The organism is Streptomyces sp. NPDC048211 (genome assembly GCF_043202315.1).
In the GTDB taxonomy this organism is placed as follows: Bacteria; Actinomycetota; Actinomycetes; order Streptomycetales; family Streptomycetaceae; genus Streptomyces.
The window spans coordinates 330,800-343,897 of the sequence record NZ_JBIDAD010000005.1 but is presented as its reverse complement, the minus strand read 5'-3'; the positions used below and the strand labels follow the sequence as shown (position 1 = coordinate 343,897).

The window sequence follows — 13,098 nt, the reverse complement described above, 5'->3', positions numbered from 1 at the left end:
CGTGGGTGATCGCCGGGCCTCGTCGGGAGGTTCGGCGTCGCGGGTACGGGTCAGGAACAACAGAGCGCGCCGGCCACGCGCTGGAGGTCGATGTGCGGCCGGGAGTACAGATGAACGCGGCGGCGCGGGGCGAGCACCCTGACGAACGGGTGGGACACCGGTGGCATGACCGTGGCCTCCGCTCTTCCGGCTCGGCGGGCCCGGGGGCCTCGCGCTTGCGGAACCCGGACGGGCCCCGCCTGGTCGTCACCTGGAGCACCCCGCCGCGCAGGAGGGTTGCCGGTCAGCAAGCCAGGGCTTGTCGCTGACACTCATGACCTGTCCGGAACGCTACGCGTGCCGACAGCGCCACGCAATGCCCCGGTAGATCATGGTCGCGCACACACGGGTCGTGCGGGCACTGCCATGGCGCAGAACAACGCGACCGCGCGCTCTGTTCCCCGGCACGGAACGGCACTTGCGGGACGCGCACGCGTACTGATCTTGCGCGCTCTGTTCCCCGGCACGGGACAGCACTCGTGGAGCGCGCACGCGTACTGATCTTGCGCGCTCTGTTCCCCGGCACGGGACAGCACTCGTGGGGCCTCGCACGCGTACGGATCACGCACGCCCCGCGGCCTTCTGGCTCCTGCGGGACAGCGAGTCGACGACCACGGCCGCCAGCAGAACCGCTCCCGTGATCATGAACTGGACCGCGTTGCTCACCCCCATGATGTTCATCCCGGACTGGATGGACCCGATCACCAGGGCTCCGAGCAGGGCCGACCAGACGGAACCCCGCCCGCCGAACAGGCTCGTGCCGCCGATCACGGCGGCCGCGATGACGTTCATCAGCAGGTTGCCGCCGCCCGAGGTCTGGCTCGCCGACTGGATCTGCCCGGCGAGGAAGAGGCCTCCGACGCCCGCCATGGTGCCGGCGATCGAGAAGACGGACATCCGGACGAAGGGCACACTGATGCCGGCCCGCCGCGCACCCTCGGAGTTGCCGCCGACCGCGAAGACCTTGCGTCCGTACGTGGTGCGGCGCAGCACGAAGTCCAGGACCACCAGCACGATCAGGAAGATCAGGAGGGCCAGCGGGAGGCCCTGGTACCGGTTGAGGATGTACGCGGTGACGAAGGCGATGGCGGCGATGACGACCGCGCGCAGCAGGATCTCGGCGACCGGGCGGGACGGCACTCTGGCGGCCCTGCGGCGGGCCGCGTCCAGGAGGGAGGCGGTCAGGAACAGTCCGACCCCGACGGCCGCGGTCGCGTAGGCGGCGGCCGGGCTGTGGTAGATGGTCGAGTAGATCTCGGCGACGACGCTGTCGGCGGGGATGTTGACCGTTCCGTCGGCGCCCAGCACCTGGAGCATCAGTCCGTTCCAGGCGAGGTTGCCGGCCAGGGTGACGACGAAGGCGGGTACTCCGACCTTCGCGAAGAAGAAGCCCTGGATGAGGCCGACGGCCGCTCCGCCCAGCACGGCGATCAGGAGTGCCAGCCATTCGTTCATGCCGTTCAGGACGTTGAGCACGGCGAAGATCGCGGCACACAGACCGCTGACGGACCCGACCGACAGGTCGATCTCGCCGAGGAGCAGTACGAAGACGATGCCGACGGCGATCATGCCGGTGCCGACGATCTGCTGGCTGAGGTCGGAGAGGTTCTGCGCCGAGAGGAACGTACTGTTCAGACTGCCGAACACCGTCCAGATGATGATGACGGCGACGATGACGGGCAGGGAGCCCAGTTCACCGCTGCGCGTCTTGCGCCAGAACTCCCCGGCGTACCCGCGGATGCCCTCCTCGCGGACGAGCAGGCGGGTGTCGACGGCGGGCATGGCGTCGTGCGCCGGTTCCTGGGCGTCGTCGTGTACGGGTTCCCGGCTCATCGCTCCTCCTCCCGCTTACGGGCCTGGCGACGGGTGACGGCACTGTCCGAGGCGCCGGTGATGGCGGAGATGATCTCCTCGGTGGTGGTGGAACGCCGGTCGAAGAAGCCGTTGTTGCGCCCGAGGCGCATCACCGCGATCCGGTCCGCCACCGCCATCACGTCCACCATGTTGTGGCTGACCAGGATGGTCCCGAGGCCGCGTTCCCTGAGCCGTTCGACCAGATCGAGCACCTCGGCCGTCTGCTCCACGCCCAGGGCCGCGGTGGGTTCGTCGAGGATGACGACCTTCGGATCGCCGATCAGGGACCGGGCGATCGCCACCGTCTGGCGTTGTCCGCCGGAGAGCGAGGCGACGGGGATGCGGACGCTCGGGATGCGGATGGACAGTGTGTCGAGCAGTTCGCGCGAGCGCTGGTCCATGCGGACCTCGTCGAGCACACCGAAGCGGCGCAGTTCGCGGCCGAGGAAGAGGTTGCCGACCACGTCGAGGTTGTCGCACAGGGCCAGGTCCTGGTAGACGGTCGCGATGCCGAGGTTCTGGGCGTCGTGGGGGCGGCCGATGGCGACCCGGCGGCCCTGCCATTCGATGACACCCTGGTCCGGTGGGTTGACTCCCGCGATGGCCTTGACCGCGGTCGACTTGCCGGCGCCGTTGTCGCCGACGAGCGCGACGACCTCGCCCGGGTGGACCTCCAGGTCGAATCCCGAGAGTGCCTGCACGGCGCCGAATCGTTTGGAGATCCCCCGCAGGGTGAGCACGGGTGCTTGCGGCAAAGGAACCGCCTCCTGGGTTGCCCGTCCGCACGGGCGGACGCTCTCGGCCCCCGCCGGCCGGGCCGCGCGGTGCGGCCCGACCGGATGAGTGGAGTCGCGACTACTGGAGACCGGCCTCCTTGCAGGCGTCGGCGTAGGCAGGAGTGCAGATCTCCTTGACCGTGTACAGGCCGTCCTTGACGACCGTGTCCTTGATGTTGTTCTTGTCGACCACGACCGGCGTCAGCAGTTTGGCCGGGACCTTCTCACCACTTCCGCTGGTGACGGTGGTCGGCGCCAGGGACTTGGGGATGTCCTTGCCCTGCGCGAGGTCGACGGCCATCGCGGCCGCGGTGTCCGCCTCCGGCTTGTACGGCTTCTCGACGGTGATGGTCTGGGTGCCGAGCAGGATCCGCTGGATCGCGTCGAGCTGGGCGTCCTGACCGGTCAGCGGCACGTTGATGCCGGCCGCCTTCAGCGCGGTGGCGATACCGGCGGCCAGACCGTCGTTGGCCGAGTACACGCCGACGATCTTGTCCTTGCCGAGCGCGCTGATGGCGCCCGCCATCTGCTGGTTGGCGTTGTTCGGGTCCCAGTTCGGAGTGTCGTACTCCTTGCCGATCTTCACCTTCCCGTCGAGGACGGAGTGCGCTCCGGCCTTGAACTCGGCGGCGTTCGGGTCGGTCGGCGAACCGTTCTGCATGACGATTTCGCCGCTCTTCGCCTTGTCACCCAGCGCGTCGAGCAGCGCCTTGCCCTGCAACTCGCCGACCTTGCGGTTGTCGTACGAGACGTAGGCATCGACGGGGCCCTGCGCGAGCCGGTCGTACGCCACGATCTTCACGCCCGCGTCGCGTGCCTTCTGCACGGAGGACTGGATCGACTTGGCGTCCACGGCGTCCAGGATGAGTACCTGGTCGCCCTTGGCGAGGGCGGTGTTCACCTGCTGCTGCTGGGTGGTGGCGCTCTCCGCGGCGTTGTAGTAGTCGATCTGGGCGCCCGGCGCCAGCTCCTTGATCTTGTCCTCGATGTACGGCCGGTCGAACTTCTCGTACCGCGTGGTCTTGCTCTCGGGCAGCAGCAGGCCGATCTTCACCTCGTCGGCCCGGTGGCCCGCCGCCGGCTGCGCTGCCCCGCTGGTCGCCACCGCGCCCAGCGACAGGGCCGCCGCTCCGGCCAGAGCGATCGCGCTCCGCAATGTACGGGTCATGGGAGGCTCCTTCTCGTGCGGCGCCGTCCCTCTCCTGGGAGAGCGCGGATAGCGAACGTGCACTTATGGCCTACATATCGACATTAGCGGCAACCCCGCGACCGGCAAGCGGGTGGCATCTCCCCAGCTCGGAGCCCTTGGGGCAGCGCTGTTGGCCGGCCCATGGAGCACGACCGACGCCCCGGCGGCCCGATCGCGGGGCTCCGGCGGCCGGCCTGTATGCGCCGACGGGGCTGTGGGTCAGTCCGTCAACCCGGCGGCGAGGGTCGCTCCCAGCTCCCAGCACGCCTCGACGTCGGCCTTGGCGGGTTCTCCCGTGACCGTCACGGCGTCGGCCGCACGGCGCCATCCCAGACCTGTCGTGATCGACTCGATGGCCCGCACAGCCCCGGTGACGTCGTTGCCGCCGTGCACGTAGTACCCGAAGGGGCGGCCCCGTGTCGCGTCGAGGCAGGGGTAGTAGACCTGGTCGAAGAAGTGCTTGAGGGCGCCGGAGATGTAACCGAGGTTCGCCGGGGTTCCGAGCAGGATTCCGTCGGCGGCGAGCACGTCGGACGCCGTCGCGGCGAGCGCCGCGCGCCGTTCGACCCGGACGCCCTCGATCCCGTCGGCCGTCGTGCCGGAGACGACGGCTTCGAACAGTGCCTGGCAGTTCGGCGAGGGTGTGTGATGCACGATCAGCAAAGTGGCCACACCCCCAGACCCTGCCCCGTCCGCCGCGCGGCCGCAAGCGAGGCCGGCCGTGTCCGGCGGCGGCGAATCGATTGTCCTGCGCCTCGACTTCACCGACGATGGGTTCCCTCACCCATGAGCTGATCGACGACAAGGCGTGGCATGACATCCGGCAAGGGCACCCGGCAGGGCATCGGCATCCTGGCGGACGACCTCACCAGCGCCGGGGACGGAGCGGCCCCGTTCCGCCGGACCGGCCACGAGGCACGCATCCTCCTCTCCACCCCGGCGACGGCGCCCTCGCAGAGCCCGGGCGTGACAGCGGTCGACCTGGGAACCCGTCTGCTCGACGAGGCATCCGCCGCCACGCGCACCGGGGAGGCCGCCCGACTCTTCGACGGCTCCGCGCTCCTGCTCAAGACGGTGGACTCGACCCTGCGCGGGCATGTCGCGGCGGAGGTCCGGGCCGCGTGGGCGGGTGCGCGGCGGCGGGCCGTCCTCATCGCTCCCGCCTTCCCGGCGGAGGGCAGGGTGACGAGGGACTCCGTGCAGTACGTGCGGGGCGTACCGGTCCACCGGAGTGACTTCGCCCGCGATCCCGTGCACCCCGTGCGGCACTCGGACCTGAGGGCGGTGTTCCCGGACGCGCTGACGGTCTCGCCGGACCGGACGGCCCAGCTGCCCGGGCTGATCGCCCGAGGCGGCCTGATCGTGTGCTCCGCGGCGCAGGACAGCGACCTCGATCGTCTGGTGGCGGCGGTCCCGCGCCTGGACGACGTGCTGTGGGTCGGCTCCCCCGGACTGGCGGCGGCCCTGGCCCGACGGTGTGCACGCGCCGACGGTCCCGCTGTCTCCCCGCCCGCACCGGCGCGCCGGCCGCTCGTCGTCGTCGGCAGCGCGAACCCGGCGACCCGGCGCCAGCTGGCCGCACTCCGCTCACGTACGGATGTCCGCACCGTCACCGTCGGTGACGATCCTGCCGCGGCGGTGGAGAGGCTGCGCGGCCTGACGGCGCCCGTCCTCGCCCTGCGGACACCCGAGGACCGCCGTGCGCCGCAGGCCGCACACGCGCTCGCCCGGTCCTTGGCCGCAGCCGTCCGGGCGCTGGCCGAAGAGCATCTGACCGACGCGCTCGTCGTCACCGGCGGCGAAACGGCCGCGACCGTGCTCCAGACACTCGGTGCGAGCGGCATCGACCTGGTCGACGAGCCGGAGCCCGGCGTCGCACGCGGAACCCTGCGTGGACAGTCCTCCCTCACCGTGCTGATCAAGGCGGGCGGCTTCGGCGACGACGAGATGCTCCTGCGCCTGTGTGACCTCGTGCGGCATCCGGAGGTGCTGCGCCCCGTGAGCCGAGCAGCCGGCGCATGACCGCGACCGCGTTCGGGACCGGTGCGCGCAGCGGCCAGGCCCCGACGGGCCGCCGCCGATACCGGAACCGTCCCCGGTGAACGCGCAGGACCTCGACGCAGGGCTACGGCCGGGGCGCCGCACGGCAGGAGCCGTCAGGGCCGGTGGCCGAAGAACTCGACCTCGGCGACGGCCACCCGGCGGCCCTCGCCGGTGCCGTAGGCGGATTCGACCGCGAGCCGCACCCCGACCGTGTCCGATCCCCGCACATCGAAGGTCTGCTGGCCCGCCTGGTCCGCCAGCCGGATCGTCCGCCTGGTCTCCTTGCCGTCCTCCGAGGTGAGGAGCACGGCGATCGTCGCGGGCCTGGCCTGCGTGAGGAATTCGTCCTTGCGTGCCGAGGTCCCGGATAAGACCACCATCTTCAGCAGCCGGACCGGCTGCGTGAACGAGCACTCCAGGTACTGGCCCCTGCCGTCGCCGCTCTCCCGCGGCGCCCAGTACCGGTTGTTGAACCCGTCGAAGGCCGCAGCGGCCGGATGCCCCGACACCGCGCTGGAACTCCGGAAGGCGGACGGTACAACCGCCTCCGGAGCCCCCGTCTCCTCCTTGGCGAAGCCGAGCAGGCCGGACAGGTGCGGCAGCGCGAACCAGACCCCGGCGCCCAGCAGGAGCAGCACGACCGGAAGGAGCACTCGCGGTCTGCGCCGTGCGCGCCGTGGCCGCGTCCCGGCGAGGTGGGTCTTCCCCGGGCCCCGGCGCAGGATCCGGCGCCACCACGGCGGGCGCGGGTCCGGGGGCGGTCCCGGGTCGAGGAGCAGCGCGCAGTGGACGCAGAGTGTGCGGTGCGGTGCGTTCTCCGTACGGCAGTTGGGGCACAGCACGGGAGTGACCGTCACCGGTCCTGGCGGGGCGGCGGGTTCCGGGCCGGGGGCCCAGGCGTCGGGCCCGGGTGCGGGGCCGTCGGGGGCGTCTCCGGGGCGCCGGGGGGCCGCAGCCGGCTGCGGAGGGGAAGGGGGCTCGGTGGTCGGTGCGGTGGGTGTGCGTGCGGGGCCGGGCACGGGCGGGGCGGCCGGCCGGACAGGTGCCCCGTCAGGTACCTGCGCCGCGGGCTCCGGCCGGCCGGCTGCCGGCGGTCCCTGGTCCGCCTCGCCGGCTCCCTGCGGCTCCCACCCCAGAAACGCCTCGCAGGACGCGCAGAACTCCCGCCCCGGCGCGTTCCGGTGACCACACGTCTCGCAGATCACTGCGTACCGCCCCCCGTGTCCCCGGCCGGAGGCAGGATCTCCAGCGTGTACCCCACATGGGCCGGGACCTCGGTCCCGATGAGCTCCTCCAGCCGTACCCGGTCGATCGCGCGTCCCGGCCGCTCGCGGACCCGGATCGTCACCGAGGGGCGTGCCCGGCCCGGCAGCACGGTGTGCGACGCGGTCGACCAGGCCGTGCCGCCGCTCTCGGTGATCTCGGGCTCCGTGCCCGTCTCCAGCCGCACCGCGTCGGCCAGCCCACCCGCGGTGCCGCGCCGGGCGTGCCGGGCGACCGCTCCCCGTACCGTCTCGCGACGCCGCTCGACCGGGCTGTCCTCGTACTGCTCCACCGCCACCCACTGGGCCAGCCAGGCCAGGAAGTCCTCCGGGGCGCTGCGGGGGTCGAGGTGGGCGGGCAGGTTGTCGATCGTGAGGAGCACGGGGGCGAGCACGTCGTCGAGCGCGGCGAGGAAACGCCGGAGGAAGTCCTGTTCCAGGTAGACGGCGGGCAGTTGGTCGATGAGGGGGTGCGGGGTCGGGAGGCCGGTGACGCCGGTACGCATCGTCCTAGGCCCCCCTCACCCGGAGCTGGTGCTCGTAGCTGAAGACGAGCGCGTGCCGGTCCAGCGGGATCTTGGCCGTGGCGTCGGTGCGTTCGCCGGTGACCGGATCGGCGCGGTAGAGCCGTACGTCCTCCACGAGGTCCACCCCCGGCACCCGCTGGAGGACGGCGAACGCCTCGCCCGACTGGACCGGCCGCCCGAAGGGCCAGCCCTGCCCGTTCGGCCCGCCGGACAGCGCGTTGAAGTATCCGTACAGGGCGGCCAGCGCCGCCTCCCGTACGCGGTCCGCGTCCGCGCCGCGCTCGGCCTGCACCGAGGCGACGACGGTGACGCCCTGGTAGAACGGCGGCTCGACCACGAGCCGGGCCCCGATCGGGCGGCGGGCCTCCAGGTGCCCGGCGATGAGGCGGAGGGTGTGGGCGGGAGGGATGAGCTCGTCGAACTCGATCCTGCCCCGGTCGTCGCTGCGGCCGGCCGGGACGACGAGCAGGCGCACCCCGTGGGCGGAGCCCTCGTCGTCCCCGTCCCCGGGGTCACCGGCCCGGATGCAGTGCACGCGTGCCGCGTCCGGGGCGATGTCGCGGGCGAGGAGTTCGTAGTCGTGCGGGACGACGGCACGGTGCAGGGTGCGCAGCGTCATCGGTCCGCGTACCCGGGCGCTGTCGACGCTCTCGCCGTCGACGCCGCCGAGAGCCGGCCGCCGGTTCTCCACCCGTGCCACATAGGGGATCGCGCTGCGCAGGACCTTCAGGGTCGACCGGGCGACGTTGCCGCGCAGTCCGCCGCCCGTGCGGTAGGAACGCACCCGGACGGTGGCGCCCTTCGCGGGAACCGCGCCGTAGTGGCGGACGGAGCCGTCGCGTTCCCGGACGGCCGGACCGAAGTCGACGCGGCCGGAGTTCGGGTCGAGGGTGATGTGGCGGTCCTCGGGGCCGGAGTGCGCGAAGTCGTCGACCCTGGTCCAGCGCGTGTACTCCGGCTCCGGTCCGCCGGCGGGGTCGGCCACCTCGACGACGAAGTCGCCGGGCACCACGGGCGGACGGGCCAGTTCGAACACCTGGCCGGGCACTCCCTCCGCCGCGCCGAGCACCTCGTCGGCGATGGTCTCGGCGTGCTCGGCGGCCACGGTCGCACCGATGGTGAAGGCGGTGATCCGGCGGACGACGGGCGGTGCCAGGTAGGTCGGCCGGCCGTCCTCCGCGTCGATGAGCCGGCAGCGCAGCCAGCCGCCGGTGCGCCGCACGACGGCCGCGGGGGTGTGCGTCCTCGGCAGATGGAGGATCAGTTCGCCGGAGCGGTTGAAGCCTCCGGTGTCGTCCTTCTCGACCTCACAGACCGTCCAGGCGGTGCCGTCCCAGGCTTCCCAGACCAGCGGCGGCCGCAGCGGATCGACGCCGACGCCCTCGACCTTGCAGTCGAGCCGCAGGACGACGACTCCGGCGGGCACCGCGGCCGACAGACCGACGTAGAGACAGTCGCCGGGGGCCGGGGTCGCCCCGAAGCACGTCACGTCGCGGCCGATCGCCAGCTCCTCCGTACGGTCCGCCGCCTCCCCCGACACCGGCCAGGTGGCGAGATGGGCGAAGGCGCAGGGAGCGATCGTCAACTGCTCGGCGGTCGTGAAGACGACGGCTTCCTCCGTCTCCGTCCGCACGGTGGCGACCTCCGTCCCAGCCCGTACGACGACCGGGTCGGGCCGGGGTGCGGAGAGCCGGAACGTCACGTCGGTGTGCGCGGCCGTGGGCGGGTGCAGCTGTACCCCGATCAGGTCGAGGAAGGCGAGGTAGCTCTTCTCCGGTACCCGGTTCACGCGGTAGACGAGCTGGTCGACCATGGTGGCGAACGCCTCGATGAGGGTGACGCCCGGGTCCGACACGTTGTGGTCGGTCCACTCCGGGCAACGCTGCTGGACCAGGCGTTTGGCCTCGTCCACCAGGCCCTGGAAGCGGCGGTCGTCCAGATGGGGACTGGGCAGCGTCACGCGCCGGCCTCCTCGTCGTCGTGGCTCGTCTCCTGGGCGTGCTGCGGAATCACGTAGAACGGGAAGACGAGGTTGCGGGGGTCGTTGGAGCCGCGCACCGAGTAGCCGATGTCGATGTACAGGACCCCGTTGTCCGCCTCGTCGAACCGGACGGTGACCTCGGCGACCTCGATCCGCGGCTCCCAGCGCTCCAGCGCCAGGCGCACCTCGTACGCGAGCTGTCCCGCCGTCCCCGCGTCGGCGGGTGCGAACACGTAGTCATTGACGGCGCAGCCGAACTCCGGCCGCATCGGCCGTTCGCCGGGGGACGTCGCCAGGATCAGCCGGATCGACTCCTCCAGCTCCCGCTCGCCGCGCACCAGCGCGATGGAGCCGGTGGCGTCCGTGCGGGGCGGAAACGCCCAGCCGGCTCCGATGAACTGCTGTCCCATGCCGGCTCAGCCTCCGATCAGCACAGTGGCGCAGCCCGACAGGACCGGGGACCCGCAGCCGCTCAGGTCCCCGACCCGGGCGGCCGGACTCCCGCCGATCAACACGCTGGTGCTGCCGGGCGGTGCGATCGTGGACGGCGGGTGGACCAGGGGGGACGCGCACTGGTGGGCGGTGCCGACCGTGGCGGCGGGCCTCCCGCCGATCAGCACCGACACCACCCCGGGCGGCCCGACCATGCCGGGGTGACCGGTGGGGTCGGTGACGCGTGCGGCTGCGGCTGACGGCATGCGGTGTCCTCCTCTTCCCCTGATGGAGACAGGTCAGTTGAGCTTGATCAGCGGCGCGTTGACGGAGACCGAACCGCCGCTCGTGACGTCCGTGCGCCGACTGCCGTCGACGGTGACCTGGCCGCCCCGGACCTCCACCGCGCCGCCGGTGGAGAGCGCGACCCTGCCGTTCCCGCCGTCGAGTGCGACCCCGTTGCGGGACGTCACCGTGACGCTGTCGCCGGTGAGTTCCAGCGCCCCGCCGCCGGCGTCCAGCACGACTCCCTCGGCTGCCTTGACGGAGACCTGTTGCCGGGCCTCGATCGTCACGCTGCCGTCGCTGTTGATGACGACGGCCGTGCCCCGCCGGTCCAGGTCGATCGTGAGCTTTCCGTCGCCGGTACGGAGCCTGACGCCCTGCGGGCCGTTCGCCGCGTCCAGCAGTTCGAGCTGGTTTCCGCTCTTCGACGCGAAGGCGCGACGGTTCACCGCGCCGGTGGTGGGATCGACGAGACCGCCGCCGTCGCCGGGGGCTCCCGCGGAGGCCCCGGCGCCTCCCCCGGGCCGGTCCTTCCCGTTGTACAGACCGGCCAGCACGTACGGACGGTCGAGGTGGCCGTGCTCGAAGCCGACCAGCACCTCGTCACCGACCTCCGGGATGAAGGCCTCACCGCCGCCCGTCCCGCCGGACTGCGCCGTACGCGCCCAGTCGCTCGCGTACTCGTCCGACAGCCAGGGGAAGCGCACCTTCACCCGGCCCGACCCCTCCGGGTCCTGGGTGTCCGTCACCGTGCCGCTGACCAGTCCCGCGCACCGCCCCCCTCCCCCGGACGCTCCCGCCGGACCGTGCCCGTCGCCTCCGGTGAGCCCGAACAGCGAGCGCTCCTGCTGGCCGGACACGGTGATCCAGGTCTCGTACCCGCGTACGGCGTCGAAGACGTGCCGCGAGGACGTGACGGTGTACCGGCCCTCGAACGGCGCGCCCACGGCGTTCAGCGCCACCGCGCTGCCCGCCCTGACCTCCGGGTTGCCCCGGATCACCGCCTCCAGCTCCGCGAACGAGCCGGCGATCCGCTCCGCCAGCGCCTTCGCCGCCCGGTCCACCTGCGCCTGCGCCCCGTAGACCGCGTCGGTGACCACGAACCGTGCCTCGCCGAACGGAGCGGACACCTCGGCCGCCGTCACCCCGAGGTCCAGCGTCGACGACGTGCCGGCCGGGGCCCTGCCCACCACCGGTGCCTTGGCCCCGATGTCCCAGCCGCGCACTTCCACCTCGGACACCTGCTCGGCGGCCGAGACCCCGGCCCGGCAGCGCAACAGGTTGTCGCCCAGTTCGAGGACGAGGGGGTCGCGTTCGGCGCGCGCGGACCCGTCCGGCGCCCCGCTCGCCTCTACGGGGCGGGTGATGTGCAACCGCCCGTCGCGTACGTACGCCTGCGCACCGGCCTCCTCCGCCAGCCCGCGCACGAACTCCCAGTCGGTGACGTTGGGCTGGGCGATGTGCTCGATCACGGGTCCGGCCACATCCACGGTGCCCGGCTTCAGTCCGGCGCGCTGGGCGACCTGACCGCAGATGTCGGCGAGCGTCATGTTCTGGTAGCTGGCGACCCGGCGGCCGCGCAGCAGCCGGTGGGACTCGTCGAGGCCTCGTACGACGGTGAACGTGCCGGTCTCGTCGAGCTCCACCTCCAGTGCCGTGACCACCCCTTCGAGCAACGGCTCCGGGGCCGTGTCACCGCCCGCGCGGGCCAGCAGCCGAGTCTCGCTGCCGATCTTCAGCCCGGTCTGTTCCAGCAGGACACGGTCGGGGTCCCGGAACCGGAGCAGGAACAGGTCGGGGAGCGTCCGGCTGTCGTCGACGTACCCCTCGACCAGGGTGTTCACGAACCGGGCGGGCAGCGGTGTGCCTCCGAACTCCACCACCAGCGCGCTGGCGACGCCCTGTCGACTCATCGGCCCCGCCCCCGCTCCGTGCCGTGGCCGAGCCTCTTCAGCTCGTCGAGTGCGGGCAGCAGCAGCTGGGTCCCCGGCGCGAGCCGCAGCGGATCGTCGATACGGTTCGCCTCGGCGATCACCCGCCAGGCGCCGGCGTCCCCGTACTCCCGGTGGGCCAGCGAAGGCAGCGAGTCCCCGGAGGCCACCCGGTGCACGCGCCGGGCCGCCAGGGCGCCCGAGGTCGGGTTCTGGCCGGGCGTCTCCCCGCTGATCTCCTCCATCGTGACCTGGCAGACGGCCCGGATCGGCACCCCCGAGGTCGTGAACAGGGTGTACTTCGCCGCGACTTGGCTGACATATCCGGGGAACCCGGTGAGCCCGCCCCAGTGGAACACCACCCACGGCGGTGACGACCGCTGCTGCTGCCGGGTCTCGCTCGTCGGCACACAGCAGGCGAACAACTGCTCCACCGACGTCACCACCCGGGTGTCCTGGGTGTCACTGGCGTCGAAGAACATCTCCACGGTCAGCTTGCTGGGCTGCGACCCCTGGTACTCCGGGGGCCCCGAGCTCTTCGCCCCCTTGGCGGGGGTCCGCTTCCAGGAGGCGGCCTTGGTCAGGCTCAGCTCCTTGGGATTGAACTGGAAGTCGATCCGTCCGCACGGTCCGCCGGGCGTGAGTCCGCCCCCGGTGGGCGGCGTCCGGAGCTCCAGGTAGGCGTGCTCCAGCTTGGGCCGGGCCGATCCGCCCTTCGCGGCGGACGCCGCCCCGGACGTACCGGCGGCACTGAAGGCGATGGGTCCCGCGCCGCTCAC

The 13,098-nt window shown here is 72.3% G+C and carries 13 protein-coding genes and 1 riboswitch; of the genes, 1 reads left to right on the top strand and 12 read right to left on the bottom strand.

Features of this window, described 5'->3' with window-relative positions:
- Positions 1-50: 50 nt before the first annotated feature.
- The 5 genes from ACGFZA_RS21155 to ACGFZA_RS21135 all read right to left on the bottom strand — a co-directional run bounded on the left by ACGFZA_RS21155 (position 51) and on the right by ACGFZA_RS21135 (position 4,530).
- Positions 51-167 carry a putative leader peptide gene (locus ACGFZA_RS21155; protein ID WP_393681019.1) on the bottom strand — a complete coding sequence of 39 codons (117 nt, stop codon included), beginning with the start codon at positions 165-167 and terminating at the stop codon, positions 51-53.
- Positions 168-206: 39 nt separating this feature from the next.
- A riboswitch (SAM riboswitch) is annotated at positions 207-319 on the bottom strand.
- Positions 320-600: 281 nt separating this feature from the next.
- Positions 601-1,872 (bottom strand): sugar ABC transporter permease, encoded by a 1,272-nt coding sequence (locus ACGFZA_RS21150; RefSeq protein ID WP_385274392.1) that lies wholly within the window; start codon positions 1,870-1,872, stop codon positions 601-603.
- Positions 1,869-2,648 (bottom strand): ATP-binding cassette domain-containing protein, encoded by a 780-nt coding sequence (locus ACGFZA_RS21145; RefSeq protein ID WP_385274389.1) that lies wholly within the window; start codon positions 2,646-2,648, stop codon positions 1,869-1,871. Before ACGFZA_RS21145 ends, ACGFZA_RS21150 begins: the two co-directional genes overlap by 4 nt.
- A 100-nt stretch (positions 2,649-2,748) precedes the next feature.
- Positions 2,749-3,837 carry a sugar ABC transporter substrate-binding protein gene (locus ACGFZA_RS21140; RefSeq protein WP_393681017.1) on the bottom strand — a complete coding sequence of 363 codons (1,089 nt, stop codon included), beginning with the start codon at positions 3,835-3,837 and terminating at the stop codon, positions 2,749-2,751.
- 240 nt (positions 3,838-4,077) lie between these two features.
- Positions 4,078-4,530, bottom strand: a complete 453-nt coding sequence (locus ACGFZA_RS21135) for a flavodoxin family protein (protein WP_393681015.1) — start codon at positions 4,528-4,530, stop codon at positions 4,078-4,080.
- Positions 4,531-4,671: 141 nt separating this feature from the next.
- Here ACGFZA_RS21135 and ACGFZA_RS21130 point away from each other — a divergent pair, with 141 nt between their 5' ends.
- On the top strand, positions 4,672-5,880 hold the full coding sequence (locus ACGFZA_RS21130) for a four-carbon acid sugar kinase family protein (protein WP_393681013.1): 1,209 nt from the start codon (positions 4,672-4,674) through the stop codon (positions 5,878-5,880).
- 134 nt (positions 5,881-6,014) lie between these two features.
- Here ACGFZA_RS21130 and ACGFZA_RS21125 read toward each other — a convergent pair whose 3' ends face one another.
- From ACGFZA_RS21125 to ACGFZA_RS21095, 7 genes are all read right to left on the bottom strand, one after another.
- A complete protein-coding gene (locus tag ACGFZA_RS21125; protein ID WP_393681011.1) occupies positions 6,015-6,758 on the bottom strand; it encodes an NADase-type glycan-binding domain-containing protein in 744 nt (247 codons plus the stop codon).
- Positions 6,759-7,102: 344 nt separating this feature from the next.
- A complete protein-coding gene (locus tag ACGFZA_RS21120) occupies positions 7,103-7,669 on the bottom strand; it encodes a phage tail protein (RefSeq protein ID WP_385274375.1) in 567 nt (188 codons plus the stop codon).
- A gap of 4 nt (positions 7,670-7,673) precedes the next feature.
- Positions 7,674-9,650, bottom strand: coding sequence for a putative baseplate assembly protein (locus ACGFZA_RS21115; protein WP_393681008.1), 1,977 nt, complete (start codon positions 9,648-9,650; stop codon positions 7,674-7,676).
- Complete coding sequence (locus ACGFZA_RS21110) at positions 9,647-10,081, bottom strand: GPW/gp25 family protein (RefSeq protein ID WP_326733613.1); 435 nt, start codon at positions 10,079-10,081, stop codon at positions 9,647-9,649. Before ACGFZA_RS21110 ends, ACGFZA_RS21115 begins: the two co-directional genes overlap by 4 nt.
- A 6-nt stretch (positions 10,082-10,087) precedes the next feature.
- Complete coding sequence (locus ACGFZA_RS21105; protein WP_393681006.1) at positions 10,088-10,369, bottom strand: PAAR domain-containing protein; 282 nt, start codon at positions 10,367-10,369, stop codon at positions 10,088-10,090.
- A gap of 33 nt (positions 10,370-10,402) precedes the next feature.
- A complete protein-coding gene (locus ACGFZA_RS21100; protein WP_393681004.1) occupies positions 10,403-12,301 on the bottom strand; it encodes a VgrG-related protein in 1,899 nt (632 codons plus the stop codon).
- Positions 12,298-13,098 (bottom strand): peptidase M23, encoded by an 801-nt coding sequence (locus ACGFZA_RS21095; RefSeq protein ID WP_393681002.1) that lies wholly within the window; start codon positions 13,096-13,098, stop codon positions 12,298-12,300. Before ACGFZA_RS21095 ends, ACGFZA_RS21100 begins: the two co-directional genes overlap by 4 nt.